Source organism: Bradyrhizobium sp. SZCCT0231, assembly GCF_018130245.1.
Lineage (GTDB): Bacteria > Pseudomonadota > Alphaproteobacteria > Rhizobiales > Xanthobacteraceae > Bradyrhizobium > Bradyrhizobium japonicum_F.
This window is the reverse complement of record NZ_JAFCKP010000007.1, coordinates 213,386-239,303: the sequence shown is the minus strand read 5'-3', so window position 1 is coordinate 239,303 and position 25,918 is coordinate 213,386. Positions and strand designations below refer to the sequence as shown.

The 25,918-nt window shown below is 64.5% G+C and carries 30 protein-coding genes, 1 tRNA gene and 1 pseudogene; 15 read left to right on the top strand and 17 right to left on the bottom strand.

Annotated features, from left to right (window positions below):
• Positions 1-431 precede the first annotated feature (431 nt).
• The 3 genes from JQ566_RS19400 to JQ566_RS19390 form a co-directional block, all read right to left on the bottom strand.
• Positions 432-1,043, bottom strand: a complete 612-nt coding sequence (locus JQ566_RS19400; protein ID WP_212374541.1) for a LysE family translocator — start codon at positions 1,041-1,043, stop codon at positions 432-434.
• 47 nt (positions 1,044-1,090) lie between these two features.
• Complete coding sequence (locus tag JQ566_RS19395) at positions 1,091-1,465, bottom strand: response regulator (RefSeq protein WP_212374538.1); 375 nt, start codon at positions 1,463-1,465, stop codon at positions 1,091-1,093.
• Positions 1,466-1,682: 217 nt separating this feature from the next.
• Positions 1,683-2,489, bottom strand: a complete 807-nt coding sequence (locus tag JQ566_RS19390) for a lytic murein transglycosylase (RefSeq protein WP_212374535.1) — start codon at positions 2,487-2,489, stop codon at positions 1,683-1,685.
• 171 nt (positions 2,490-2,660) lie between these two features.
• Between JQ566_RS19390 and JQ566_RS19385 the strand changes: the two genes are divergently transcribed.
• The 3 genes from JQ566_RS19385 (at position 2,661) to JQ566_RS19375 (ending at position 4,533) form a co-directional block, all read left to right on the top strand.
• Positions 2,661-3,188, top strand: a complete 528-nt coding sequence (locus JQ566_RS19385) for a hypothetical protein (RefSeq protein WP_212374533.1) — start codon at positions 2,661-2,663, stop codon at positions 3,186-3,188.
• Positions 3,189-3,496: 308 nt separating this feature from the next.
• A complete protein-coding gene (locus JQ566_RS19380) occupies positions 3,497-3,817 on the top strand; it encodes a hypothetical protein (RefSeq protein ID WP_212374531.1) in 321 nt (106 codons plus the stop codon).
• Positions 3,818-4,296: 479 nt separating this feature from the next.
• Positions 4,297-4,533, top strand: a complete 237-nt coding sequence (locus tag JQ566_RS19375; RefSeq protein WP_212374529.1) for a hypothetical protein — start codon at positions 4,297-4,299, stop codon at positions 4,531-4,533.
• A 150-nt stretch (positions 4,534-4,683) separates the two neighbouring features.
• Here the strand turns inward: JQ566_RS19375 and rpoD are convergent, their stop codons facing one another.
• Both rpoD and dnaG read right to left on the bottom strand, forming a co-directional pair.
• Positions 4,684-6,828 carry an RNA polymerase sigma factor RpoD gene (rpoD, locus tag JQ566_RS19370; RefSeq protein ID WP_212374526.1) on the bottom strand — a complete coding sequence of 715 codons (2,145 nt, stop codon included), beginning with the start codon at positions 6,826-6,828 and terminating at the stop codon, positions 4,684-4,686.
• A gap of 375 nt (positions 6,829-7,203) precedes the next feature.
• Entirely contained in the window at positions 7,204-9,207 is a 2,004-nt protein-coding gene (dnaG, locus tag JQ566_RS19365) for a DNA primase (RefSeq protein ID WP_212374524.1), read from the bottom strand.
• Positions 9,208-9,473: 266 nt separating this feature from the next.
• Here dnaG and JQ566_RS19360 point away from each other — a divergent pair, with 266 nt between their 5' ends.
• Positions 9,474-10,037 (top strand): chlorite dismutase family protein, encoded by a 564-nt coding sequence (locus JQ566_RS19360; RefSeq protein ID WP_212374522.1) that lies wholly within the window; start codon positions 9,474-9,476, stop codon positions 10,035-10,037.
• 47 nt (positions 10,038-10,084) lie between these two features.
• On the opposite strand, the gene JQ566_RS19355 is transcribed toward JQ566_RS19360, so the two are convergent.
• Positions 10,085-10,483 (bottom strand): gamma-glutamylcyclotransferase family protein, encoded by a 399-nt coding sequence (locus JQ566_RS19355; RefSeq protein ID WP_212374520.1) that lies wholly within the window; start codon positions 10,481-10,483, stop codon positions 10,085-10,087.
• A 76-nt stretch (positions 10,484-10,559) separates the two neighbouring features.
• On the opposite strand from JQ566_RS19355, the gene JQ566_RS19350 reads away from it, so the two are divergent.
• The gene (locus JQ566_RS19350) at positions 10,560-11,363 is read left to right on the top strand and encodes an N-formylglutamate amidohydrolase (protein ID WP_212374518.1); all 804 of its coding nucleotides are present in this window, start codon (positions 10,560-10,562) and stop codon (positions 11,361-11,363) included.
• 3 nt (positions 11,364-11,366) lie between these two features.
• On the opposite strand, the gene JQ566_RS19345 is transcribed toward JQ566_RS19350, so the two are convergent.
• A complete protein-coding gene (locus JQ566_RS19345) occupies positions 11,367-11,987 on the bottom strand; it encodes a LysE family translocator (RefSeq protein WP_212374516.1) in 621 nt (206 codons plus the stop codon).
• A gap of 312 nt (positions 11,988-12,299) precedes the next feature.
• Here JQ566_RS19345 and JQ566_RS19340 point away from each other — a divergent pair, with 312 nt between their 5' ends.
• The 3 genes from JQ566_RS19340 to JQ566_RS19330 are packed head-to-tail and all read left to right on the top strand — an operon-like array spanning position 12,300 to position 13,586.
• Positions 12,300-12,614: an ArsR/SmtB family transcription factor gene (locus JQ566_RS19340; RefSeq protein WP_100233779.1), complete on the top strand. Its 315-nt coding sequence runs from the start codon at positions 12,300-12,302 to the stop codon at positions 12,612-12,614.
• A complete protein-coding gene (locus tag JQ566_RS19335) occupies positions 12,607-13,077 on the top strand; it encodes an SRPBCC family protein (protein WP_212374514.1) in 471 nt (156 codons plus the stop codon). Before JQ566_RS19340 ends, JQ566_RS19335 begins: the two co-directional genes overlap by 8 nt.
• Complete coding sequence (locus JQ566_RS19330) at positions 13,074-13,586, top strand: SRPBCC family protein (protein WP_212374512.1); 513 nt, start codon at positions 13,074-13,076, stop codon at positions 13,584-13,586. Before JQ566_RS19335 ends, JQ566_RS19330 begins: the two co-directional genes overlap by 4 nt.
• A 162-nt stretch (positions 13,587-13,748) precedes the next feature.
• On the opposite strand, the gene JQ566_RS19325 is transcribed toward JQ566_RS19330, so the two are convergent.
• From JQ566_RS19325 to JQ566_RS19295, 7 genes are all read right to left on the bottom strand, one after another.
• A complete protein-coding gene (locus JQ566_RS19325) occupies positions 13,749-14,519 on the bottom strand; it encodes a DUF2189 domain-containing protein (RefSeq protein ID WP_212374510.1) in 771 nt (256 codons plus the stop codon).
• A 126-nt stretch (positions 14,520-14,645) separates the two neighbouring features.
• Positions 14,646-15,089 carry a hypothetical protein gene (locus JQ566_RS19320; protein ID WP_212374508.1) on the bottom strand — a complete coding sequence of 148 codons (444 nt, stop codon included), beginning with the start codon at positions 15,087-15,089 and terminating at the stop codon, positions 14,646-14,648.
• 2 nt (positions 15,090-15,091) lie between these two features.
• Positions 15,092-15,445 carry a nuclear transport factor 2 family protein gene (locus tag JQ566_RS19315; RefSeq protein WP_212374612.1) on the bottom strand — a complete coding sequence of 118 codons (354 nt, stop codon included), beginning with the start codon at positions 15,443-15,445 and terminating at the stop codon, positions 15,092-15,094.
• A 97-nt stretch (positions 15,446-15,542) separates the two neighbouring features.
• Positions 15,543-16,010: a MarR family transcriptional regulator gene (locus tag JQ566_RS19310; protein WP_212374506.1), complete on the bottom strand. Its 468-nt coding sequence runs from the start codon at positions 16,008-16,010 to the stop codon at positions 15,543-15,545.
• A gap of 26 nt (positions 16,011-16,036) precedes the next feature.
• The gene (locus JQ566_RS19305) at positions 16,037-17,647 is read right to left on the bottom strand and encodes an acyl-CoA synthetase (protein ID WP_212374504.1); all 1,611 of its coding nucleotides are present in this window, start codon (positions 17,645-17,647) and stop codon (positions 16,037-16,039) included.
• Positions 17,648-17,960: 313 nt separating this feature from the next.
• Positions 17,961-18,416, bottom strand: a complete 456-nt coding sequence (locus JQ566_RS19300; RefSeq protein ID WP_128923677.1) for a GatB/YqeY domain-containing protein — start codon at positions 18,414-18,416, stop codon at positions 17,961-17,963.
• Positions 18,417-18,474: 58 nt separating this feature from the next.
• Entirely contained in the window at positions 18,475-19,176 is a 702-nt protein-coding gene (locus JQ566_RS19295; protein WP_212374502.1) for an alpha/beta fold hydrolase, read from the bottom strand.
• A gap of 146 nt (positions 19,177-19,322) precedes the next feature.
• Here JQ566_RS19295 and carA point away from each other — a divergent pair, with 146 nt between their 5' ends.
• A complete protein-coding gene (gene carA, locus JQ566_RS19290) occupies positions 19,323-20,513 on the top strand; it encodes a glutamine-hydrolyzing carbamoyl-phosphate synthase small subunit (RefSeq protein WP_212374500.1) in 1,191 nt (396 codons plus the stop codon).
• Positions 20,514-20,554: 41 nt separating this feature from the next.
• On the opposite strand, the gene JQ566_RS19285 is transcribed toward carA, so the two are convergent.
• Positions 20,555-20,770, bottom strand: a complete 216-nt coding sequence (locus JQ566_RS19285; RefSeq protein WP_212374498.1) for a hypothetical protein — start codon at positions 20,768-20,770, stop codon at positions 20,555-20,557.
• 151 nt (positions 20,771-20,921) lie between these two features.
• Between JQ566_RS19285 and JQ566_RS19280 the strand changes: the two genes are divergently transcribed.
• The 3 genes from JQ566_RS19280 to JQ566_RS19270 all read left to right on the top strand — a co-directional run bounded on the left by JQ566_RS19280 (position 20,922) and on the right by JQ566_RS19270 (position 22,734).
• Positions 20,922-21,443 carry a cupin domain-containing protein gene (locus JQ566_RS19280; protein WP_212374496.1) on the top strand — a complete coding sequence of 174 codons (522 nt, stop codon included), beginning with the start codon at positions 20,922-20,924 and terminating at the stop codon, positions 21,441-21,443.
• Between the two features lie 107 nt (positions 21,444-21,550).
• On the top strand, positions 21,551-22,084 hold the full coding sequence (locus tag JQ566_RS19275) for a hypothetical protein (RefSeq protein WP_212374494.1): 534 nt from the start codon (positions 21,551-21,553) through the stop codon (positions 22,082-22,084).
• A 74-nt stretch (positions 22,085-22,158) separates the two neighbouring features.
• Positions 22,159-22,734 carry a TetR/AcrR family transcriptional regulator gene (locus JQ566_RS19270; protein WP_212374492.1) on the top strand — a complete coding sequence of 192 codons (576 nt, stop codon included), beginning with the start codon at positions 22,159-22,161 and terminating at the stop codon, positions 22,732-22,734.
• A gap of 82 nt (positions 22,735-22,816) precedes the next feature.
• Here JQ566_RS19270 and JQ566_RS19265 read toward each other — a convergent pair.
• Positions 22,817-23,122: pseudogene (locus JQ566_RS19265) on the bottom strand (Dps family protein); the annotation flags it as partial.
• A 158-nt stretch (positions 23,123-23,280) separates the two neighbouring features.
• Between JQ566_RS19265 and JQ566_RS19260 the strand changes: the two are divergent.
• A complete protein-coding gene (locus JQ566_RS19260; RefSeq protein WP_212374488.1) occupies positions 23,281-23,982 on the top strand; it encodes a class I SAM-dependent methyltransferase in 702 nt (233 codons plus the stop codon).
• A 54-nt stretch (positions 23,983-24,036) separates the two neighbouring features.
• A tRNA-OTHER gene (locus JQ566_RS19255) sits at positions 24,037-24,112 on the top strand.
• Between the two features lie 83 nt (positions 24,113-24,195).
• Here JQ566_RS19255 and JQ566_RS19250 read toward each other — a convergent pair.
• Entirely contained in the window at positions 24,196-24,573 is a 378-nt protein-coding gene (locus JQ566_RS19250; RefSeq protein ID WP_026312112.1) for an ArsR/SmtB family transcription factor, read from the bottom strand.
• Between the two features lie 116 nt (positions 24,574-24,689).
• Between JQ566_RS19250 and JQ566_RS19245 the strand changes: the two genes are divergently transcribed.
• Positions 24,690-25,859, top strand: a complete 1,170-nt coding sequence (locus JQ566_RS19245) for an MFS transporter (protein WP_212374486.1) — start codon at positions 24,690-24,692, stop codon at positions 25,857-25,859.
• The last annotated feature ends 59 nt before the right edge of the window (positions 25,860-25,918 follow it).

Here is a 25,918-nt window from a genome sequence, read left to right as displayed (position 1 = left end):
GAACCAAAATCACCCGAAAACGCATCTGAGCTGTGGATAACGCGATGACGGAGATATGACAGCGCGGGGCAGCCGGCTCCGAATCTGCTGAGTTTGTCCTCGAGGATGTTGCGAGGCTGGCCCTCCGCCGAGCATCCCTCGTGTCGCGTTCCACCATTAACCCTTGAGAGGATACTATGGCTAAGAAAGCGAAGAAGGCGGCGAAGAAGAAGGCGAAAAAGGCCAAGAAGGCGAAGAAGAAGTAACGAGGCTTCTGTTTCTTTGCCCGGGTGGGGTCTCGCTCCGCCCGGGCGTCGGGTAGGTCGCACGGGTTTGAAGATGGCGGGCAACGGGCCCGCTTTTTTGTTGGATGAGTGTTTGAGGCGTAGATGCTCCGACGGCGTCATGGCCGGGCTTGTACCGGGCACGATCTCTCAGGAGCTGAAGAGAACCTACCGCTCCGCGAACGCCAGCTTGGCGCCGAGTGCGGCAAAGCCTGCCGCAAAGCTGCGGCGTAGCCAGGCCATGACGCCCGGGCGGGAGATGACGCGCTCGCGCACCGCGGCGGCGGAGAAGCCGTAGAGGACGAACACCGCAAAGGTCATCGCCATGAAGGCGCCGCTCAATTCCAGCATGCGCGCCAGCACGTGGGCCTCGTCCGCCGCGATGAACTGCGGCAGGAAGGCGAGGAAGAAGATCGACAGTTTTGGGTTGAGGATGTTGATCAGAAAGCCCGTGACAATGACGCGGCCACTCGATCGCTCCTTGATCTCGCCGCCAACCGCGAGCGCCCCCGTCTCGCGCAGCGCCTGCCAGGACATGTAGAGCAGATAGGCGACCCCGCACCATTTCAGCACGGCGAAGGCAAGTGCGCTGGTGTGGAGCACGGCGGCAAGGCCGAGCATCGCCGCCACCATGTGCGGCACGATTCCGAGCGTGCAGCCGAAGGCTGCAGCTATGCTGGCCCGCGAGCCGCGGGTCAGCGCCGCGGCCAGCGTGTAAAGCACGCCGGTGCCGGGCGAAGCGACGACGATGAGCGAGGTGAGCAGGAAGGACCAGGTCATGGGCGGACCTTATCACCGCGACTCGCGGCGAGAAAGCGGGCCAGCGGTCAGGACAGTTGCGCGATCTCGGCCTCGCGCAGCACGTCGAGCGGCGCCCAGGGCTTGGCCCAGAACTTGGCGCCGTCGGGCAAGGGCTGCTTCAAGGGACGGCCGGAGGTGACGACGACGTCGAGCTTCGGATTGCGGCGCTTGGCAACGTGCGCGAGCTCGACGCCGTTCATGCTGCCGGCAAGCTGGACGTCGGTCAGCATCAGACAGAGCGCGTCGGCGCTGTTGTCGAGGACGCGCTCGGCCGCCTCGGCGCTTTCGCACTGGATGACCTGGTAGCCGCTCTCTTCCAGGAGGACGCAAAGCATCTCCCGCTGCATGGCGTCGTCTTCAACGATCAGCGCTGTCGCACGAAATGGCTTTGTCTGTGCCATCGGCGGCTCCCAATGCATGCCTCCATAACACATGTTAAAAACCGAGGCCGGCAACGGTTCGGCTTCATTTCAAAAAAAGTAATCCAGGTTCCACGATTGGGGACTTGACCAACCGGTCATTCCCCGCGACCCGGCTACGCCGGGCCCAAAAGGGTGCTCGGCCGGCGAAGCTTGGCGAAGACGGCAAGCCGGGCGATGACACCGTGTATGTGGATCCTCACTGCCCCATCAGCCGATCGGCGAAATACCCGATGGTCTTGCGATAGACCACCGCCCTGTTCCACTCGCGCATCGCCTCGAAATTGGTGGTGCCTTCGCCATAGGGCTGGCCCATCTTGAAGCCGTTGGTGTGGAGCAAGTTCGCGGTCGAGGCGAGCACGTCGGGGACGCTGTGGCGGAGGTCGACATGGCCGTCGCCGTCGAAATCGACGCCGTACTTGATGTAGGACGACGGCAGGAACTGGGTCTGGCCGATCTCGCCGGCATAGGCGCCGATGAGGTCGCGCAGCGGCAGGTCGCCGCGCTGCATGATCTTGAGGGCGGCGAGCAGCTCGCCCTGGAACAGATCGGTGCGGCGGCAATCATGCGCGAGCGTCGCCAGCGTGCGCATCACCGGCAGCTTGCCGGTGTCGCCTTTGCCGAAGTCGCTTTCCAACCCCCAGATCGCGACCAGGATGTAGCGCGGCACGCCGAATTGCTGCTCGATCCGCGACAGCAGCGCGGCATGGCGCTGCAGCAGAGCCCGTCCGCCATTGATGCGGCCGGGGCCGACGCGGGTCGAGACATACTGCTCGAAGCTCTTGTTGAAGGTGTAGCGCTGGCGCCGGTCGAAGGCGAGCACGGCGCCATCAGGCGTCACGCCGCTGAGCGCCGCGCTGGTCACGCCCGCGGAGACGCCGGCCGCCTGCGCTTCCTGGGCCATGCTGGCAATGAAGCTGTTGAAGTCGCCGCCGCAGCGGGCGGCCTGCGCCGACCCGCCGGCCAGAGACACGACCAACGCGGCGGCGGGAAGCAGTCTCAGCATGTGGAGCAATCCCCCAAGATACCAGCGCGAAGCAGCGCGCGATCATGCCCGGGAACGCTGCGAGCGTCAAAGCGCAAGGTTTGAAGCGCAAGGCTTGAGGCACAAGGCTTGATCCGCATCAAACTGTCCCACGCCCTGCTTTCTAGACTGAGCCAAACAGGAGAGCCGCACATGACCGGAATTACCTTGAGCACCGAGCAGATCCGCAATGCCCCTGCCCTGGTGCGGCAGTGGATCGAGCAGGAGGTGATCGCCGCGCTCGGCCTCGCGCCGCCGACGCCGGCGGCTACGCCGGCGCAGGCTGCCCATCTCGTCCCCTGCAGCGTGGAAGACATGGCCGGCGTGCTGGAGCACATCCGCGGCGTGCTTCCTGCGGTGAACGTGCTGTTCGAGCTCGGCCGCCCCGGCATCAGCTTCGGCCGTCCCGCGGTGATGACGTTCCGCCTGATGGACATCCTGCATCACACCCGCCTGCAGGACGTCGGCCAGGTGATGATGTGTCTCGAGATGATCAACCAGGCGCTGACCGAGGTGAAGAAGGATCCGTCGGCGCGGTTCTGCGGCTTCGACAATGAGGGCCACTGCCTGATCGCGCCGCAGACCCAAGAAAGCATCGCAACGCTGTGGCAGACCATGGTGGAACGTCAACAGGCGGCGCAGGCGAGCGAGGCGGGCAGCCGGGTGGCTCCGGCGGCGTAAAGGCGACGGACGCGGGTTTCCACACGGTTGAGTTCCAAAGGTGGCGACGCAGCTCCATGAGATGAGACGAGATGAGATGAGTGGTCGCGCCACACCCTCCTCTCGTCATTCCGGGGCGCGCGGAGCGCGAACCCGGAATCCATCGAGCAGCAGAGACGGTCGATGAATGGATTCTCAGGTGCGCAATTGCGCACCATAGCTCGCGCTTCGTGCGCCCCAGAATGACGGACGAGAGAGTTGGCACTATGATGTTGTTACTTGCGCCGCGCAGTCGGTCGATGCGTTGAGCCAGCACGAGGCCATCAGCTATGCAGATCCCCTCCCTCCTCCGCATTCCCCTGTTCCGCCTGCTCGCGATCAACCTCGCGATCGGCGCCTGCGCGGCTGCACTGCTGGTCGGCGGCCTGCTCTGGCTCAATCCCGGACATCTGCGCGAGATGATCTTCGCCGACCGCGCACCAGGCATTGCACTTCTCCTGCTGCTCGCCTCCTTCCTCATCACCTTCGGCTCGGCTGCGATGGGCAGCGCGATCATGGCGCAGGGGCGCAAGACGGACAGCGGCAAAGGCGGCGGACACGGATCGCGGCTCGCCGTGCAGGAAGTGGCGCAGCGCACGCGCGCGCAGTGATGCGCACGCCGGGAAGCGCGAGCCCGATTAACTTATGTCAGCATCAGATCGCCTGCGCGCAGACAGGAAGGCGTGCAGCTTGGTGCGCCTTCCGACAAAGTGCGCCACGCGCGCCGCGTTGCGAGAGCCGCACAGATGAACAAAGTGGTTTGACAATCCAAGCAATTGTTTCGATGTTCCGCGGCATCCGACATCGCAACCAACGCATATCTGATGCGCCCGCTGCGACATCGAGGCCGCCACGATTTGCCTTGCCATCGCAGGGCACCTTCTATAGCATTCTATTTTAGGTTGTCGCCCTGCCAGCCCCGGGCGACGCTGAAAAAAATAAACGGCGGGCTTCGGCCCGCCGTTTATTGAGCAAGGGCCGCGTGCACTGGGGTCCCGCGGCAACGGCTTGGTGTTACCTCCCGGCGGCGCGCAAAGTCATTTGGCGCAAAGTCATTTGACTATGACGCGGCTATCGACGACAAGCCGCCATGGCCAAAAAACCCGGAACCAATCCCAAGGGCGAATTCGCCTTCTTCAATGTCGTCTACGAAGACGATTCCCAACGCTCGAACCGCCGCGTCCCCGCCGAGCTGCTCGGCGGCCTCGACGGCGACGAACCCGCGCGCGCCTTCATCATGGAGCAGGACCGCGAGATCGCGGAAAAGAGCGGCCGGCCGGTGCTGGAGATCAAGCGGATCGAGCGGGTCGGGGCGAAGAAGAAGTAGACATTCAGCCTCTCCACGTCATTGCGAGCGGAGCGAAGCAATCCAGACTGCCTCTGCGGAAAGACTCTGGATTGCTTCGCTCCGCTCGCAATGACGACAAGAAAAACGGCGGGCCAGGCCCGCCGTTTTGCTTTGGATCGCTGACTACGATCAGTTATCCAAGAAGCTCCGCAGCTTCCTCGACCGCGACGGATGCTTCAGCTTCCTTAGCGCTTTCGCTTCGATCTGGCGGATGCGCTCGCGCGTCACCGAGAACTGCTGTCCCACTTCCTCCAGCGTGTGGTCGGTGTTCATGCCGATGCCGAAGCGCATGCGCAGGACGCGCTCTTCGCGCGGCGTCAGGGACGCCAGCACGCGCGTGGTGGTCTCGCGCAGGTTGGACTGGATCGCGGCGTCGATGGGGAGGATCGCGTTCTTGTCCTCGATGAAATCGCCGAGATGCGAATCCTCTTCGTCACCGACCGGCGTCTCCAGCGACAGCGGCTCCTTGGCGATCTTGAGGACTTTTCGCACTTTCTCCAGGGGCATGCCGAGCTTTTCGGCGAGCTCTTCCGGGGTCGGCTCGCGGCCGATCTCGTTGAGCATCTGGCGCGAGGTGCGCACGATCTTGTTGATCGTCTCGATCATGTGCACGGGGATGCGGATGGTGCGCGCCTGGTCCGCAATGCTGCGGGTGATCGCCTGCCGGATCCACCACGTGGCGTAGGTCGAGAACTTGTAGCCGCGGCGGTACTCGAACTTGTCGACCGCCTTCATCAGGCCGATGTTGCCTTCCTGGATCAGGTCGAGGAACTGCAGGCCGCGGTTGGTGTACTTCTTGGCGATCGAGATCACCAGACGGAGGTTGGCTTCCACCATCTCCTTCTTGGCCTGGCGCGCCTCGCGCTCGCCCTTCTGCACGGAGTGCACGATCTTGCGGAACTCGACGATCTCGAGGCCGGTCAGCGCGGCGAGCTGGTGCACCTCGTGGCGAAGGTCCTTGATGCGGTCCTTCTCGTGGTGGACGAAGTTCTTCCAGCCCTTGGCCGAGAGTTTTGACACCCGGTTGAGCCAGCGCGGGTCCAGTTCAGAACCGGTATAGTTGCGCAAAAAGTCTTCGCGCGCGACGCCGTGGCTGTCGGCAAGGCGCATCAGGCGGCCCTCATGCGAGACGAGGCGCTTGTTGATGTCGTAGAGCTGCTCGACGAGCGAATCGATGCGCGCCTGGTTCAGGCGCAGCGACTTCACCTCGACGATGATCTCGTCCTTGAGCTTCTTGTACTTGCGCTCCTGGTGCGGCGAGAGCGACTCGTTCTGGAGCTGGTTCTGGATGTCCTGCTCCTGAAGCTTGCGCAGCTTCTTGTAGCTGTCGGCGATCTTGTCGAAGATCTCGACCACTTTCGGCTTGAGCTCGGCCTCGATCGCCGCGAGCGACATCTGGTTCTCGAACTCGTCGTCGTCCATGTCGGCTTCGGCCGCGGCCTCGCCCGGATCCTTGTCCTCGCCGGCCTCAGCGCCACCGGCGGGCGGCGCGGCACGGAACGGGGTCGGCGCCGGCGGCGCAGCGGGCGGAGCGACATGCGCGGGCGCAGCGGCGGATGCCGTGGCTTCGCCGCCCTCGGCCGGGGCTTCGCCGTTCTCGCCGCTCGGGCCGGCAATCATCGCGGTGTTCATGCCGCCCTTGGCGTCCGGGCCGGCATAGGTCGCTTCGAGATCGATGATGTCGCGGAGGAAGATCTTGCCTTCGTTGAGCTCGTCGCGCCAGATGATGATGGCCTGGAAGGTCAGCGGGCTTTCGCAGAGGCCCGCGATCATCGCCTCGCGGCCGGCCTCGATGCGCTTGGCGATGGCGATTTCGCCTTCGCGGGAGAGCAGCTCGACGGTGCCCATCTCGCGCAGATACATGCGCACGGGATCGTCGGTGCGCTCGCCCGGCTCGCTCTTCTTGACCTCGGTGACGGCCTTCTGGGTGACCTCGACGAGCTCGTTGTCGGTCTCGTCCTCGCCGCCCTCGTCCTTGTCCTCCTCGCCTTCGGTGTCGTCGGCCTCGGTGACGTTGATGCCCATGTCCGAGAGCATCGACATGATGTCCTCGATCTGTTCGGGCGAGGTCTGGTCGGACGGCAAGACTTCGTTGAGCTGATCGAAGGTCACGAAGCCGCGCTTCTTGGCCTGCTTGATCATCTTCTTCACTGCCGCATCGGACAGGTCGAGCAAGGGCGAGGGCGCGTCCTGGGAATCCTTCTCGGGAGCATCCGCTGCCTTGTCGTCTTTTTCCTTGTCCTTCGCCTGCAGCGTCTTTGCCTTGGTGGCCATCCATTGCTCCTAAACGCGCTTCATGCGAGACGATCGCCGCGCCCGCGTGAATTCACTTGAACCTGTTGCTCGACGCTCTCGCTTCGGCAGCTCTCGACACGGAAAGGGCGGCGCGCATGTCTCTCGCCACCCCCAACTCTCTCTCGCCGGATTTGCCTAACGCTTCGTGAGCCTCTTTGTCGCGGCGGATGCAGGTGTAGTGCCAACAGCTATTGCGCGGATTCATTCCTGACGCGTCTGTTCTGCCTGCGGCCGCCTCTGGGCCAAAGTGCTACAAGACCGTTAAGCCTCGATTAACCCTGTTTTTGCCGCCAAACCTTGGATTTGGCGAGTCTTTTAGCGGTCCCGGCCCCGGCCGTCCGCATGATTCTTTCATCATACGCTCTTCTGGAACCGACCCGACAGTTCGCCAAAACCCTCGATCAGGGCCTCGGTACCGTCGACTTCGGCCATCCGGGCCTTGACGTCACGCAGCCATGCCAAATTGGCCTCGCTGGGGTCCTCCCCCAAGGCCAGCTCGGCGTCTTTCAGCTCTCTAAGTAGTGAATGCCATTGCCGATGCAAGGCAACCAGCTGATGCCAGGTGGCAAGAACGTCGTCCCGTGCCGCGCCCTCGCGGGCGCCCCACACCGCCGCGGTGGTGATGCCTCGCTCAACCCTTTGAAGTAGCGGGGTAAATCCACCCTTCTCGAGGTCGGCGCGCATCTTCTCGGCCTGCTCCTCGGGGTCCGGAGAATGATGATGATCGTTGGCGAAGGCGGCGATGATGCCGGCCCGGAGCTTGTGGGCCTCGGGATGGGCGAGCTCCAGGGCCGCGACCTCCTCCAGGTGCTCATGCAGCAGCCAGGGGTGGTTGATCAGGGATTGCAGAATCAGGGCCTCGCGGCGGGAGATGGCGCTGCGCTGGCCCTTCATGATCGGGCTGGCTGCAAGCTGGGGGCTCGCCGCCTGGTAGGGGCCGGACGGTAGCAGGGTGGGACCCGGGGCGCCACGGCGGCCGCCGCCAAATCCCTGGCCCCCGAATCGATTCGCACCGCCCCTCGGCTGGAACGGCCGGCCGCCGCCGGGGCGGAAATTGCCGCGGCTGCCGAAGCCGCCGCGCCCGCCTTCGGGTGCGAAGGTGCGCTGCAGCCGCTCGACGAATTCGTCGCGATAATAGCGCCGCACCACCTCGTCGCGGATGCCGTTCGTGAGCTCCTTGATGCGCGCCTCCAGCGCGGCGCGGCGTTCGGGCGTGGCGAAATTGCCGCCTTCGAGCTCGCGCGACCAGACCATGTCGGCGAGCGGCCGCGCCGCCGCGATCACCTCCTCGATCGCGCCGCGCCCGCCCGAGCGAACGAGATCGTCGGGGTCCTGCCCTTCCGGCAGCAGCGCAAAGCGCAGGCTCTTGCCGGGGCTAAGGAAGGGCAGCGCGAGATCGGCGGCGCGATAGGCCGCCTTCTGCCCGGCGCGGTCGCCGTCGAAGCAGAGGATCGGCTCGTCCGCCATCTTCCAGAGCAGCGCGAGCTGGCTCTCGGTGAGCGCGGTGCCGAGCGGCGCCACGCTGCCCGCAAAGCCCGCGGTGACCATGGCGATGACGTCGACATAGCCTTCGACCACGATCAGCGCGCTGCCGTCATGCGTGGCTTTGCGCGCGGTCTGGTGATTGTAGAGATTGTCGCCCTTGTGGAAGAGCGGCGTCTCCGGCGAGTTCAGGTATTTTGCCGGAACGTCCTTCTCCAGCGCGCGCCCGCCGAAGGCGATGACACGGCCGCGCAGATCCGTGATCGGGAACATCACGCGATCGCGGAAGCGGTCATAGGGCACTGGAATGTCGTTGCCGGCGACGAGCAGCCCGGTCTCGATCATGTCGTCGACGGAGATTCCGAGCTTGCCGAGATGCTCCTTCAGCGCGAAGCGATCGGGCGGGGCGTAGCCGAGGCGGAACTGCAATTGCGTCGCCGGCGAGATGGCGCGGTCGGCGAGATAGCCGCGCGCTTTCGCACCGACGCGTGAGGCCAGCGTCTCCGCGAAGAATTTTGCGGCGAGATCCATGACGTCATGCAGCGACTTACGCCGCTGCTCGTGCCGCGCCGCATCCGGCGTCACCGCCGGCAGCGGCAGGCCCGCCATGCCCGCGAGCCGCTCGACGGCCTCCGCGAACGGCAGGCCGTCGGTCTCCATCACGAAGGTGATGATGTCGCCATGCTTGCCGGAGGAGAAGTCGTGGTAAAAGCCCTTCTGGTCGTTGACGTAGAAGGACGGCGTCTTCTCCTGCTGGAACGGCGACAGCCCCTTCCACTCCCGCCCTGCCTTCTTCAGCCTGACGCGCTTGCCCACGACTTCGGAGACCGAAAGCCGGGCACGAAGCTCGTCGAGGAATTGGGGCGTGAAGCGCATGGGATCTGTGTAGCGCGAACCGGGGTGAGTCGGGCGAAGGATCAGGGATATAGGTGCGGGCCGGCTAGAAGTCAGGTTTAAGCGCGTTATCCGGCTTATTCGACCTATTCACAGGGCCTCTTATCCGTCACCCAGGCAAACGCTTTCCCACCGTCGCCCTGAGGCGCTCGCCCCTTCGGCGAGCCTCGAAGGATGACGGAACAACTGGCCAAAGTGATCGGACAGAGCCACTTGAACCGCGCCCGGTTCCACGCTTCCATACCCCCATGTTCAGGACCTTTCGAGGCGGCCACAGCGGGGGCTGGCGCGTCACCTCGATTTCGCCAGTGACGGGCGAGCCCCTGCCCTTCGTGCCGGCGTTGTCGGTGACCGACAGCGAGGCCGTCTCGTTGCCGCTGGTGCCCTCGCGCAATGCCTGGCGGCTGGCGGGGGTCGCGAGCAGCTTGCGCTACACCGAGCGGCCCGAGAAGCAGCAGCTCGTCGCCGTGCAGGCCGGTCTCGGCCGCATCGAGGCAACCAGCGCGGCGCTGATCCCGATCCGCAAGTCGCAAGCCTGGTGGGAGCTGACGCAGGAGGAGCGCCGCAAGATCTTCGAGGACAAGTCGCACCACATTGCGAGCAGCCTGCGCTTCCTGCCGGCGATTGCGCGCCAGCTCTATCACTGCCGCGACCTCGGCGAGCCCTTCGATTTCCTGACCTGGTTCGAATTCGCGCCCGCGCACGCCGCGCTGTTCGAGGAGCTGGTGGCGATGCTGAGGCAGACCGAAGAATGGAGCTATGTCGAGCGCGAGGTCGACGTGCGCCTGGTGAAGGAAGTGCTGTCGGCTTAGAAGGTCTGCTCCCTCGCCCCGCTTACGGGGAGAGGCCGCATGCACTTTCAACGCTCCAGAAACCGCCCGGACTCGATGCACGGCAGACCGGTGACGGGCCAGTTGTAGACGTAGGTCCAGGCCTTCTCGGTGGCGCCGTCGGAGCGCGTCACATCGACCAACTGGCGCAGATATTCGGTCGGCTCGGGAAAGCCCTCGCCGCAGGCCTCGTACATGTCGAGCTCGCGCAAGAGCTCGTCCGCCACGCGCAGGTGAAAGAGCTCGCCATGGACGATGTCGGTCGGCGCCTCGGAGCGCAGCAATCCCGGATAGTGCTTCACCAGAACGAGCCGGCCGCGGCAGGTCGCTTCACCCAGAAATTCCGCATGGCCCGCGAGCAGCCGCGCCATCGGATGGTCGAAGCCGCGCATCAGGGTGCCGTAAACGAAAAGTCGATCGGAGCTCATGGTGTTCCAACGTTGCGGCTTCGGTGCAATACCGTTACTCCGTTTACACACGTTGTTATTCCATAGGCAAATCAGCATGGATTTGGGCATAGCCGAGGCAACCGATCAACTGCTCGGCGAGGGCGACATTCCGCCCGTGCATGAGGTGAATGCAGCAGGGAAGTCGTCCTTCCTGCTCACCGCCGATCACTACGGACGGGTGCTGCCGCGCGCGCTCGGCGATCTCGGCGTCGCGGAAAGCGAGCTCGTCAGGCACATCGCCTGGGACATCGGCATCGCCGGCGTCGCCGAGCGGCTTGCCAAGATGCTGGACGCGCATCTGATCGCGCAGCGCTATTCGCGGCTCGTCATCGACTGCAATCGTCCACCGGGCGTCGCGAGCTCGATCCCTGTGATCTCCGAGGCGACCGCCATCCCCGGCAATGAGAACCTGGCGGCCGCGGCCGAGGAGATGCGCCGGCGCGAGATTTTCGATCCCTATCACGGCCGGATTGGCGCAGCGATCGATGCGCGGGTGCAGGCGGGCAAGCCGACGGTGCTGGTGGCGTTGCACAGCTTCACGCCCTTCTATTGCGGCGATCCGCGGCCCTGGCACATCGGCACGCTCTATCACCGCGACACGGTGCTGCCGCGGCTGATGCTGCAGCACCTGCGGGGCGAGAGCGACCTCGTCGTCGGCGACAACCAGCCCTATGCGGTGAGCGACATCACCGACTACACCATCCCCGTCCACGGCGAGGCGCGCGGGCTGATCAACACCGGCATTGAAATCCGCCAGGACCTGATCGCCGACGAGAGCGGCCAGCGGCAATGGGCCGAGCGGCTGGCGCGGATCCTTTGCGCGATCGAGGCAACGCTGCACAAGGAAGGAATGGCCTGATGGTCATTTCGCCCGTGTCAGCGCCAGCCAGATGCCGCCGCCGATCATGAAGCCGCCGGAGATGCGCGACATCATGCGCGTGCGGCGGGCCGAGAAGAATTTTCGGGCGCGCCCGGCGGCGATGGCGTAGAGCGCATCCGTCATCACGGCGGTGACCATGAAGGTGGCGCCCAGCAGCGCGACTTGCGGAAAGTGCGGCTGGTTCAAATCCATGAACTGCGGGATGAAAGCGCCGAAGAACACCAGCACCTTCGGGTTCGACAGCAGCACCAGGAATCCCTGCAGGAAGAAGCCGCCGCGCGGCGGCGGTGGCGGCGCCTCGAGATCGACGCCCGCGACCGGCGCCCAGATCAGCTTGATGCCGAGCCAGACCAGATAGGCGGCGCCGGCAAAGCGCACCCAGTCGAACCAGTAGCCCATGGTCGCCATCAGCGAGGTCAACCCGACCGCGACGATGCCGATGACGATGGCGAGACCGGCCTGCGCGCCCGCGACGTTGATGAGCGCTGCGCGGGTGCCGTGGCGCAGGCCGTTGGCGATGACGAGGGTGACGATCGGCCCTGGCAGCAGCGCCAGCGCAATGCAGGCGGCGACGAAGGCGACATAGGCTTGCATGGACATCATGGGAAGGACTCGCTGCGGTTTGTGCGTATTAATGCATGACGGAGGCGGGAACGGAAGACGCGACTGTGTGGCAGGCCGGCTCCTGAATCACAGCCGTCATCCCCCGCGAAGGCGGGGGATCCAGTACGCCGCGGCTTCTCCGTATCACGTCAGCGTCTCTGGAATACTGGGTCCCCCGCCTTCGCGGGGGATGACAGCGGAGAATGCGGAAGCAAGCGCGCCTCGCCCACTTCCATAGTTCGACGCTAACGCGTCACCCCGGAATGACGTCGCGCTTGACATGCAACCATTTGGTTGCCTATCATCGTTGCCATGGATGAGGTCTTCAAAGCGCTCGCCGACGCGTCGCGACGCTCGCTCTTGGACAGGCTTCACGCCAGGAACGGCCAAACGCTGAACGAGCTTTGCGAGGGCCTCGCGATGACGCGGCAGGCCGTCACAAAACACCTTGTCATTCTCGAAGACGCCAACCTGGTCACCACCATCAGGCATGGGCGCGAGAAGCTGCACTACCTCAACCCGGTGCCGATCCATCAGATCGGCGAACGCTGGATCAGGAAATTCGAGCGCGGCAAGCTCGCCGCGCTCAGCGAGTTGAAACGCCAGTTGGAGAAGCGCGATGAGTAAGCCGGAGTTCGTCTATGTGACCTACATCGAGACCACGCCCGAGAAGCTGTGGGAGGCGCTGACGTCGAGCGAGTTCACCAGGCAATACTGGTTCGGCGCCGAGGTGAAATCGGACTGGAAGGTCGGCTCCCCCTTCGCGCTCACGCTCGACGGCGAGGTCACCGATTCCGGCGAGATCCTCGAATCCGATCCGCCGCAGCGCCTGTCCTACAGCTTCAAGCACCACAAGTACGAGGAGCTTCGCGGCGAGCCGATCTCGCGCGTCGTCTTCACGCTCGAACCGTTCGGCTCGCTGGTGCGTTTGACCGTGCTGCATGATGGCTTCGTCGAGGGCGGCAAATATCTCGGCGCCGTCTCCAACGGCTGGCCGGCGATCCTGTCCGGGCTCAAGAGTCTCTTGGAGACGGGCAAAGTCCTCGCCATCCCCCGCGCGGCCCTCAACAAGGGATTCGACGCAAAATGAACCTCGATCAGTTCAAGCCGCTCACGGTTTACACCATCTACATCGCCTCGACGCCGGACAAGGTGTGGGAGGCGCTGACCTCGGCCGAATTCAGCCGAAAGTACTTTTCCGGCTTCGCGGTGGAGATGGAGCCGAAGCTCGGCGGCAGCTTCATCGTGCGCGCGCCCGACGGCTCCGAGCACATCCGCGGCGAAGTCTTCGAATACGATCCGCCCAGGAAGCTGACGGTGACCTGGAATGTGAACTGGCCCGATCTTGTCGAAAAGCTCGGCTCCACCCTCGTCACCTATGAGATCGAACAAGCCGGTGAAGCCGTCCGCCTCACCATGAGCGAACGCCACGACCGCGAGGTCAGCGACGACATCCTCTCCGGGGGCCGCACCGGCTGGCCCGCGATCCTTTCAGGATTGAAGAGCCTCCTCGAGACCGGCGAGGCGCCACGGATCAAGATGTCGCCGCCAGTGAAGATGTTGGAAGCGTTGAAGGCGATGGGGATCAAGACGCCTTGAGCGAGGCAATCTCCGCTGTCGTCCCGGACAAGCGCGCCTCGAGCGCGCGCCGATCCGGGACCCATAATCACAGGGAGCAGTTTGGCCAAGACTCGTGGTAACGACTTCGCGCCCCAACTTCTCCCTGGGGTTATGGGCCCCCGCCTACGCGGGGGCGACGACCTACACCGGCGCCACCAACCGCCGATAGAGGTGCCAGGTCGCATGCCCAAGCACGGGCAGCGTCACGATCAGCCCGAGAAAGTACGGCAGCGCCGAGACGATCAGCAGCATCACGATGACGGCCGCCCAGCCGATCATCGGCAGCGGGCTCGCGACGACGGCGCGCACGCTCGTCACCATCGCCGTGACGAAATCAACCTCGCGATCGAGCAGCAGCGGGAACGACACCACGGTCAGCGAGAACAGGATCAGCGACAGCACGGCACCGACCGCGTTGCCGATGGCAAGGAACAGCAAGCCCTCGTTGGTCGTCAGCACCACCGTCATGAATTCCTGCAAGCTCGAGAACGAGGCCTTGAGGCCGAGCAGCAGCGCGATCAGGAGCCGCACCTGGTACATCCAGATCACGAACACGAACAGCGTCACGAAAGCCATCCATCCGATCTCGCTGCGCGAGCGTATCGCCGACCAGATCGCACCGAATGAGACCGGCTCGCCGCGCTCACGGCGACGGCTGACCTCGTAGAGGCCGATCGCCACGAACGGCCCGATCAGCGCAAAACCCGCAGCCAGGGGATAGACCAGATAGACCATGCCGAAGGCGGTGAGACAGAGCATGATGGCGATGCCGCCGGCGGCGTAGAGCGCGCCGAAGCAGAGACCGTAAAGAGGCAGCGCCTGAAAGTCGCGCAGGCCTTCGACCAGCGCCTCGGCGATGTCGGTCGCCGCCACGGGACGCACCACCGGATCGACCTTGCCCGAGATGGACATCAGCTTCCTCCCTCAAGCGATCTTCGCCGCGCTTTGGGACGGATGTTAGCTCGCTCTCATGATCCTTGCACGCAGGAGTTAGGCGGTCGGCAGATACCGCTGCGGCTCCGCTTGAAGCCACGCGCGTCAGGCGCGCGACGTTGGCAGAAGCGCCACGCCGAGATTGGCCGCGAACAGAGCCGCATCGATGACGAAGATCCGGAGCATCGGGCCTTTCAGCACCGGCCAGTACGCCACGCCGACCCGCCCTCCGCGCATCAGCACCGGAACGTTGTAGGCGAACTGGCTGAAATGGCAGGCGGCGAAGAACAGGAACAGCGCCAGCTGCGCTTCGGTCGGCTGGAAGAAGGATGGACGAGCGGCCAGAAGATAGAGCGACAGCAATCCGATCGGCAGATTCATCGCGCCCAGGAAAGCCACACTGGCCGCAAGGGTCGGCGCGATCGGATTGCTGCGCTCCTCCCGCGGCAGCAGGATCTTCAACGTGTTGGCTTGCGCGATGCTGAACTGGATGAACGCCCCGACGAACCAGAGCGTGTTGAGGAGCAGGACGATATCCGAAAATCGCATGGCTATTTCCCGTAGAAGGCTTCACTGCGCACGACGCGGCCCGCATCGTCGAAGTCCATGAACTCGCTGGCGCGGGTGTCGCCCAGCTGCCACCACACCGTCAGTCGCGCGATCGCCTCGTCCCAGCTCCAGCTCAGGATCTTGAGGTCGGCACTTTCGATGTGGCCATAGGCTTTGCGCCAATAGGCGCGGATGTTCTCGGCGCCGGTGACGGTCGGAGAACCCGTCAGGGTGAGAGCAAGAGGGCTGCGCATCTGCGCATGGTCGGCGAAATGCGCAACGACCGCGTCGATATCGACCCGACACCAATTGGCGCACCATGCCGCGACAAAGCGTTCGACGGCCGCGCGATTCATTGCCTGTGCGCTCACGACACGGATCCTCCCCCGGCTTGTGGCCGGGAAGGTGGCAAAGCCCGCGCCTCATGTCAATCATGTTGACTTGAGAATTCGGTCAATTGTTGTCGGCGATCGCCTCCATCACGCCCATCCACCCAGCCGCGCCGGTCGCCCCTGCGCGATCGAACGCCTCGCGCAGGACCTTGCGCTCGTGGTCCGAGGCCCGCTGCTCGATGCGCCGCCCCGCTTCCGTCAAGCGCAGCAGTTTCGAGCGGTGCTGCTCCGGCGAGCGCTTCGACGTCAGGAGCTTGCGCTCCAGAAGCAGATGGAGCGGCCGGTTGAGGGCCTGCTTGGAAATGCCGAGGATCTCGATCAGCGCGCCGATCGCGATGTCGGGCCGGCGCGCCACCACGTAGAGGATGCGATGGTGCGGACGCGACAAGCCCTGCTTCGCAAGATATGCGTCGGCCTCCAGCGTCATCCCGCGCCAACCGTAATACATGAGCTCCAGCGCCGCATCGAGCTCGTGCAGCTTTGCAAGCGAGGCGCGGTGAAGCCCCGCGGCTTGAGACGTCTTTGCCATTGTCGGAAGCTAGCCCTTGTAAGAAGTCAGCCTTTGGCCCGCAGCTCGCGGCGCAGCACCTTGCCCGTCGCCGTCATCGGCAGCGTCTCGGCGAATTCGACGAAGCGCGGATATTCGTGCGCGGCGAGCTGCACCTTGACGAACTCCTGGATCTCGCGCGCGAGCGCATCGCTACCGGTAAAGCCCGGTCGCAGCACGATCCAGGCCTTGATCGACTCCGTGCGGATCGGATCGGGAATGCCGACCACCGCCGCCATCGCCACCGACGGATGCTTCATCAGCGTATGCTCGATCTCCGACGGGCCGACGCGATAGCCGGCGGTGGTGATGACGTCGTCCTCGCGGCTGACATACCAGAAATAGCCGTCCTCGTCCTGCACGCCGAGATCGCCGGTGAGCAGGAATTCGCCGGCATATTTCTTCGCCGTCGCCTCGGGATTGCGCCAGTATTCGAGCATGGTGACGGGGCATGGCTGGCGCACGCCGATGATGCCGCGCTGGCCGCGCGGCAATTCCTCGCCCTTGTCGTTGACGATGCGGACATCGAAGCCCGGCGTCGCCTTGCCCATCGAACCGGGGCGGATCGGAAACAGATTCGAGTTGCTGCCGATCACGAGGTTGCACTCGGTCTGGCCGAACACCTCATGTGCGTCGATTCCGAAGGTCTCGCGCACCCAGCCGAGCAGCTCGCCGCCGAGCGACTCACCGCCGGTGAAGATGCTGCGCAGCTTGACACCCGGATGCTTCACGCCGGCCTGCCGCATCAGCTTCAGCGCGGTCGGCGGCAGGAAGACGTTGCGCACGCCGAGATCGGCCATCATCTGCATCGCCGCCTGCGGCTCGAACTTTCGCGCGCGATGGCCGACCAGCGGGATGCCGTGATACCAGAACGCCAGCAGGCCGTTGACGAGGCCGCCGATCCAGGCCCAGTCCGCCGGCGTCCACATGAGATCGCCGGGCCTGGGTAAGAAGTTGTGGCACATCTCCACATTGGGCAGATGGCCGAGCACGACGCGGTGCGCGTGCAGCGCGCCCTTGGGATTGCCCGTCGTGCCGGAGGTGTAGATGATCAGCGCGGGATCGTCGGCCGAGGTGTCGACGTTTGCAAATTCCTCGGACGCGGTTTCGATCGCGGACCAGAACGGCTTTGCGCCGGCGTGGACGGCGCCGCTCGTGACATAGATATCCTGCAGATAGGGCAGCCGATCGCGGATCTTCGTGAGCTTCTCCCAGCCGGCTTCATCGGTGATGATCGCCCTTGCCTGCGAGTTCGACAGGCGGAATTCCAATGCGTCCTCGCCGAACAGGGCAAACAGCGGGATCGAGATCAGCCCGGAGCGGAACGCGGCCATATGTGCGATTGGCAATTCCAGCGACTGCGACAGGAACACCGCCACGCGATCGCCGCGGACAAGCCCATCCGCCTTCAGCACATTGGCGAAGCGGCGCGACATGTCGGCAACCTCGTCGAAAGAGGTGCGCGTGACGACACCATTCTCGTCGACATAAACCAGCGCGAGACGGCCGGTGCCGTCGGCATGGCGGTCGCAGCACGCTTCCGCCATGTTGAAGCGCGCGGGGATGTCCCAGCGGAAGTTATGACAGAGCTCGTCGTAGGTTGCGGCTTCGGTCAGCATGGCTCGGCGTTCCACGGTCTCGGCGTCACGGCCGGACTAGTTCCGGCCATCCACGTTCTTCTTGCTTGCAGGCAGTTTAAGGCCGTGGATGCCCGGGACAAGCCCGGGCATGACGACGGAGGCGCTCACCGCACGGCGAGGACGTCGTCGCTGATGGCGATGCGGAACGGTTTGATGGCGTCGGTCATCCTGCCTCCCCTATCTCCCTCGTCATTCCGGGGCGCGCGGAGCGCGAGCCCGGAATCCATTTCGCAACAGAGCCAGTGGCACGATAGATTCCGGGTTCGCGCTCCGCGCGCCCCGGAATGACAGCTCAGCCCGACAGCGCGGCCTTCACCAGGCCGCTGGCCTTGCCGAAATCCATTTGTCCTGCGTATTTCGCGCGCAGCACGGCGATCACCTTGCCCATATCCTTCATGCCGCTAGCGCCGGTCTCGCCGATCGCATCAGCGATCGCCTTCTTCACCTCGTCCTCGGCCATCTGCTTGGGCAGGTACGCCGAGATCACCGCGATCTCCTCGCGCTCCTGCGCGGCAAGCTCGGCGCGGCCGCCCTTGTCATAGAGCTCGACCGCCTCCTGGCGCTGCTTGATCATCTTCTGCAGCACGGCGAGCAGGTCGGCGTCCGACAGCGGCGGCTTGCCCTGCCCGCGGGCGTCGATGTCGGCGTTCTTGATGGTCGAGTTGACCATGCGCAGCGTGGACAGCTTGCGCTCGTCCTTGGCCTTCATGGCCTCCTTGACCGCATTGTTGATGTCGTCGCGCAACATGATCGTGATCCCTTCGATATAGACGCCTGATCTAGGCCGTTTGCGGCCTTCACACAACCTAGCTCGCGAGCCATTCCGTCAGCGCCCGCACTGTCGCCTCCGGCTGTTCCGGTTGCGGCAGGTGCCCACAGCGATCGAGGACCACGAGCCTCGCGCCGGCGATGCCCTCGGCCATTTCCTTCGAGAGCGCATTCGGGATGGTGTTGTCGGTATCGCCCGTCAGCACCAGCGTCGGGCATGTGATCGTCGCCAAGGTCGGCCGAGAATCCACCCGGGCGATGATCGCGGTCTGCTGCCGCAGATAGCCCTCGACGCCGACGTCCTCATCCTGCGCATGCACGAGCTTCAGAATATCGGCATCATCGCGCCGCGACGGATGCACGAGCTCCGGAAAACTCTCCTCGCGCACGGCGCGCAGCTCGCCGCGCCTGGCACGCTCCATCAGGCCAAGACGGCGCGCGGTCGCTTCCGGCGTATCGGGCCGCGCCTGGGTGTTGATCAAGGCGAGCTTCGCCACCCGCTCGGGCGCCTGGCGCATGATCTCGAGCGCGATGTAGCCGCCCATGGAATGGCCGGCGAGCGCGAAACGCGGCGGCGCTTCGCGCAGCACCCGGGCGGCGATCGCCGCCATGCTGTCGTCGCGGATATGGTTGGCGACCATGACCGGGCCGAACCGCCAGAGCGCCGGGATGACGGGGGCATAGATCCGGGCCGAGGAGGCCAGCCCCGGAACCAGCACAAGGGGGGTGATCTGGTCCATTATTGCCTCGCAAGCCCAGGAAATTGCCGGAAATTGTGCGGCCGAGCTTAGGGGCGGGAGGAGGCCTGTCAAATATGCAAAAACGCATGTGAATCGGCTCTCTCCCGCTTTGACGGGCACGCGCGGGGGGCTTATGAAGCGGGCTCATGACACAACATGACAACGATCCCGCTTGGCCGGACCACAAACCGACCGCGCTCCTCGTGCTTGCCGACGGCACGGTGCTCGAGGGCTTTGGTCTCGGCGCCGAAGGCCATGCCGTCGGTGAGGTCTGCTTCAACACAGCGATGACGGGCTATGAGGAGATCCTGACCGATCCCTCCTATGCCGGCCAGCTCATCACCTTCACCTTCCCGCATATCGGCAATGTCGGCACCAACGAGGACGACATCGAGACGGTGAACATGGCCGCGACGCCGGGCGCGCGCGGCGTGATCCTGCGCACCGCGATCACCGATCCCTCGAACTATCGCGCCACCAAGCATCTCGACGCCTGGCTGAAGGCGCGCGGCATCATCGGCCTCTCCGGCATCGACACCCGCGCGCTGACCGCTCTGATCCGCTCCAAGGGCATGCCCAACGCCGTGATCGCGCATTCCAGGACCGGCGAGTTCGATTTGCATGGCCTCAAGGAAGAGGCACGCGAATGGCCGGGCCTCGAGGGCATGGACCTCGTGCCGATGGTCACAAGCGGCCAGCGCTTCACCTGGGACGAGACGCCGTGGCTGTGGGACAAAGGCTTCGGCCGGCAGGACAAGCCGGAATTCAACGTCGTTGCCATCGACTACGGCATCAAGCGCAACATCCTCCGCCTGCTCGCCGGCGTCGGCTGCAAGGTAACGGTGGTGCCGGCAACGACGTCGTCCGAAGACATCCTGGCGATGAAGCCGGATGGCGTGTTCCTGTCCAACGGTCCGGGCGATCCGGCTGCGACCGGCAAATATGCCGTGCCTGTGATCCGGGACGTGATCAAGTCGGGCACGCCGACATTCGGCATTTGCCTCGGTCACCAGATGCTGGGCCTTGCCGTCGGCGCCAGAACCAAGAAGATGCATCAGGGCCATCACGGTGCCAATCATCCGGTGAAGGACGAGACCACCGGCAAGGTCGAGATCACCTCGATGAACCACGGCTTTGCCGTGGACGAGACGACGCTGCCGAAGGGCGCGACGCAGACCCACATCTCGCTGTTCGACGGCTCCAATTGCGGCATCCAGCTCGACGGCAAGCCGGTGTTCTCGGTGCAGTACCACCCCGAGGCCTCGCCCGGCCCGCGCGACTCGCACTATCTGTTCCAGCGCTTCGCCGACCTGATGCGGCAGAAGAAGAGCGCGTAAGGCGACCCCACCCGGCGGATGAGTCCGCCGGGGCCCGGCCGTCACGGACGCATGAACATGAAGTCCGTGTCGGGATCGCAGTTCTCGGCGATGAAGCGCAGCTCGGCCTGGATGTCGGCGACCGACCTCGTCTCCAGATATTTCGCAATCACCAAATTGAGCAAGGCCCGGCAGACGGCTTCGTGCCCGAGGCCGGTTGTCTCTGCCTCGTCGACGGCCGCCGAGAAATGACGCTGCGCAACCTCGGATGCATACATGGCGTTCCCTCTTCTTCTTCGCTTTGATTTGCGTGCCCGCCAATGGCCGACTGCGCCTTGATCTCCGTCAAGCCGGCGTATGGAGTGTCATAAGGAACAAGAGGCCTTGCGCTTTCTTGATTCGAGGTCTGTTGCCAGTGGGAGCCCTGCCATGTCCGTCGTCCGCGACAAGGCCGAGCCGCTCGCCATCGCTTTCGAGGATGACGGGCTCGTGCCGAACAACATCCTGCCGTTCCTGGTCTACCGGGGCGCGGTGACGCTCGACCCGAAGCGCCCGGAAGAAACCATCGAAAATCTCTTCGAAGCGAACGGCTGGGGCGGGACATGGCGCAACGGAGTCTTCGATTATGTGCATTATCACGCGACGGTGCATGAGGTGCTCGGCGTCGCGCGCGGCAGCGCCCGCGTCCGTTTCGGCGGCGATCGTGGCGAGGAGCTGGAAATCAAGGCCGGCGACGCCGCGATCCTGCCCGCCGGCACCGGACATCAATGCATCAAGGCGAGCGACGATTTCTGCGTCATCGGCGCCTACCCGCCGGGATCGAAGATGGAAATCACGCGGGCGACGCCGGAGAACTACGCGAAAGCGCTGAAGACGATTCCGCAAGTCGCGCTGCCGCCCGCCGATCCGGTGACGGGGAAAGATGGGGCGATGATGCGGTTGTGGCGGTAGCCAGAGGCGTAGCGCATGACGCAGTCGAATTAGATTGGCGCCTAAGGCGTAATCTGCCGCATGGTTTAGCGCCTTCCTGATCGCCTCGATGTTCAGACTGCGGCGAAGTGCTGCGCTATTTGATGTCCGGCGTTTGCCGGCATCTCTCGGAAAATTTGTCGCGGGAATTGGCAAGGCAATGCTTGATCGTGAGTGGAAAGAGCCCACCGCATACGTTCTTCATTTCCAACTGGCACATTTGGGCCGTTTCCCAAAAGGCCTGGCATACGGGAGATAGCTTCGAACGATTGTCCTGTGCGCATTCCATGATGGCGTCAGGCGTAAGCCGCCACGGTCGCAAGCAGAGCGATCTCATTTCCGCGCCGCATTGTTCTTTGACTGCAGGCGAGGGAGTGGCGGCGGATGCGGCTTGCGACGACATGAAGATAACTGCCACCGTGGCCGCCGATAGCCGTCGCAACCGTCGTGCAAAGTTGAGCGGCACGGAGGCGCATCCAGCAGCCATCAGGATCAGCGGCAGCAAGAGGCAGATCACCCTCAAGCTGGCCGCCTGCGCGCGGATGCTCGCCGGGGATGCGAGGGATCCGTCTCCTCGCAGCCTTGAAGGGGACGGTGTTGTCACATCGCGGTTCCGAGCATAAGATGCATTCACGCATCTAATTTGACCAGCGGGACCAAGTCAAGATGCATCGATGCATCTTATTGGAGCGCATGCATGGCCGAGCGACGTCGGGGCGAAGAACTGGAACGTGCGATCCTCGAGGCCGCATGGCTCGAATTGACCGCACGCGGTTACGCCGGGCTGACCACGGAGGCGGTGGCCGAGCGGGCTGGCACGAGCCGTCCTGTGCTCGCGCGTCGATGGGATGGCAAGGCGTCGCTCGCGATCGCGGCCATCCGGCAGAAATTGGCAACGTATCCGATCGAAGTGCCGGATCGAGGCAATGTGCGCTCAGAATTACTGGAGTGTCTGGACCGTTTGTCCAGTCGCGCGGCCGGAATTGCGGCCGCGTTCACGTTGTTCTCAAGCGAATATTTCGCGGAAACCTCCTCAGCGCCGAAAGATCTGCGCGCCGCACTCATCCAGGGCCAGGTGCAATCGATCCCCGTGATTTTGGAGCGCGCTGTGAAGCGCGGCGAAGTTGATCCGAAAAAGCTGGTCCCTCCCGTCGCTTCTCTGCTGAGCACTCTATTTCGGGAGTACGCTATCATGAACTTCTCGCCGCCGCCGCCTGCACTGCGGAAGGCTTGGGTCGACACCGTGTTCCTGCCGCTGGTCAAGGTCAGCTAGAAGGCCGGATTGGCCCAACGAATCCCGCGCGAAAGCGCGGCCCGATGACGAGCTCCGGCGCAATCCAATCTTCCCAACTCCCCTACGCCGCGTTGCTGCCTTCCTGCCGGGTCGCCTCGAACAGGAACCAGGTGCGGCGCTCGGTCTCGTCGATGAAGTTTTCGAGGATGCTGGCGCTGGCGACGTCGCCGGCCTCGTCGCAGACCTCGTGCGCCTTGCGCATCGCGGCTGCGACGTGCTTGTTGTCCTGCATCAGCTCGCGCAGCATCTCCCGCGGCGGGACATAGTCCTCGTTGTTGTCCTTGATGGTCTGGAGCTTTGCGATCTGGCCGATCGACTTCAGCGTGGTGCCGCCGATCTTGCGGACGCGCTCGGCGAGCTGATCGGTGGGGGTGTCGAGATCGGGCGAGACCTTGTTGTTGGTTTTGCTCACGGGAGACCTTCCTGTTAGGACGCGGACATTGACGGCGCGCCGCCGCACCCCTAACGCAAGCGGGCAGCGCCGGTTCCTCCATCGGAACCGTTTGGCCGGGACCTTCGAATACCATGGACGATTGGATCGATTATTACGACTCGACGCATACGATCTATGTCAGCAAGCTGCATCGCGACTTGCACTTCCAGATCATTGCGCGGGACATCATCGGCTACATCCCCTCGCCCGATGCGACGGTGCTGGACTATGCCTGCGGGGAAGCGCTGTCGGCGAGCCAGGTGGCAGCCGCCTGCGGCAAGCTGATCCTGGCCGAGCCCGCGCCGGGCGTGCGCGGCCGGCTGATCGCGCGGTTCGCCCCGAACACCAAGATCCGCGTCCGCTCGCTCGACGACGTCCGCAAGATGCAGGACCAGTCCATCGACCTCGTCGTGATGAACTCGGTCGCGCAATACATGACGCCGGAGGAGCTCGATGCCGCCCTCCTCAACATCCGCCGCATCCTGAAGCCCTCCGGCAAGCTGGTGCTTGGCGATATCCTCCAGCCCAATGTCGGCATGGTCAGGGACGTGACGGCGCTGCTCGGTTTCGGCCTGCGCCACGGCTTCCTGAAGGACGCGCTGATCGGCCTGATCAGCACCGCACTATCTGATTACCGTCAGCTGCGCACGCGCATCGGGCTCCAGCGCTACAGCGAGGACGAGATCGCCGCCAAGCTGAAGGCGGCGGGCTTCGCGGTCCAGCGCGCCCACAACAACATCGGCCATAATCGCTGGCGCATGACCTTCGTCGCGCGGCCGCCTTTGGTTCGTTAAGCATAACAATTAGCCGTTGTAGCTTGTCGCACCGCAATCGGTAATGTTCGCCCCGGCCCGGTGGCGGAAGCGTCTACGCGAGGGCGGTGCAACGCTCTTTATCCTGGTTCAAATCCAGGCCGGGTCTCCAGCCTTCGCTGGCTCCGCCAGCTTCGGCTAGGCAAGCCAGCCTTGCCGCGCCATAGCTCGCAGAGCGGCGGCGGGGCAACCGTCTCATTTTCGGTCAACCTCGACCAATTCGCAGCCGGACACGAGCGGAAGCCGGTCGGCATCCTTGGCTGCGGAGCTGAGCACGGCATCGAGCAGGCCCGGAAAGCGCGCCTCCAGATCCTCTCGTCGCAGCCGCATGAAGCGGTTGGTGCCGGCCACGCGGGTCCGCATCAGGCCGCAGTCGCGCAGCTTGGCGAAGTGATAGGCGAGGTTCGACTTGCCGCTCAGCGCGCTGAAGTCGCTGCAGCGCAGTTCGCTGCTGACACGTTCCTGCTGGGCGAGCTGGTAGACGATCGCCAGACGGATCGGATCGCTCAGGCAATCCAGGACCATCGGCAGCTCGATCTGCTCGCGGGTGGGATGGTGCGGCGTGCGGCTCATGGTCCGGGAATCATAGCGATGCGACCTCAATGTTCAATAGTTCTTGAACCAATTGACACCGAAATCGCTTCGTTTGATAGTTCAATAAACGTTGAACATAGACAGGGACTTTTCCAATGAGCGTGTTCTGGCTGGCCCTGGCGGCCTTTGCGATCGGCACCGAAGGGTTTGTCATTGCGGGACTTTTGCCGGCAATCGCCACCGATCTTTCGATTTCGGTCTCGGCCGCCGGGCAATTGGTCACCGCCTACGCCCTCACCTATGCCGTTGGCTCGCCGGTCTTGGCGGTGGTGCTGAACAATGTCGACCGCCGCAGCGCGCTGGCTTTGGCGCTGACGACCTTCATTGCCGGAAATATCGCGGCGATGGTGGCATCCAACTACGCCCTGCTGCTGGCCTCGCGGATGCTGATGGCGCTGGGCTCGGGGCTGTGCATGCCCACGGCGCTCGCGGTGTCGGTCGCCGTCGCCTCCCCCGAACGGCGCGGGCGCGCGGTGGCGCTTGTCACCGCCGGGCTCACGGTCGCGACCGTGGTCGGCGTTCCCTTCGGCAATCTCGTCGGCAGCCTGCTCGGTTGGCGCGCGACCTTTGCCATGGTCGCCCTGATCGGCGCGGTCGCGCTCGCCGGCCTGTTGCTCGGCCTGCCCAGAGGCCTGCCGCGCAATATGGCCTCGCTCAGCGAACGGCTGGCGGTAGCGCGCCACGGCCACGTTGTGGTCGCGCTTCTGATCACGATGTTATGGGCGCTGGGCGGCTTCACGGTGTTCACCTATTTCGCGGTCCCGCTGCGCGGCCTCGGCTTCGACGCCTCGCAGATCAGCCTTGCTTTGCTGGTGTTTGGCGCCGCGGCCGCGATCGGGAACATGCTTGGTGGCGTCCTGGCCGACCGGCTCGGCACGCTCGCGACCGCAGGCCTCGGGCTCGCCGGCATGGCGGGCGCCCTGATCCTGCATTCGCTGGTCCTGAAGCTGATACCCGGCCAGGCGCATTACGCGGTGCTGGGCGCGATCTTCCTCTGGGGCCTCTCGGGCTGGGCGTTCTATCCGGCCCAGCTCGCCAGCATCATCCGGATCGAGCCGCAGGCTTCGATGATCGCGCTCTCGCTCAACGCCTCGTCGATGTATCTCGGCTTCGCCATCGGCGGAGCGCTGGGCGGCGCGGTGCTGGCCACCCTGTCGCCGACCGACCTCGGCTGGATCGGCGGAACGAGCGTTGCGGCCTCGCTTCTGGTGCACCTCGCCCGCGGCTGGCAGGCTCGGCCAAAACCCGTCAAAATTGCCGGTTGATGGGCGTTTTTCGGGGTTTCGCCGCCCCGAAAACTGGTCTAAGACCCACCCGCGCGCGA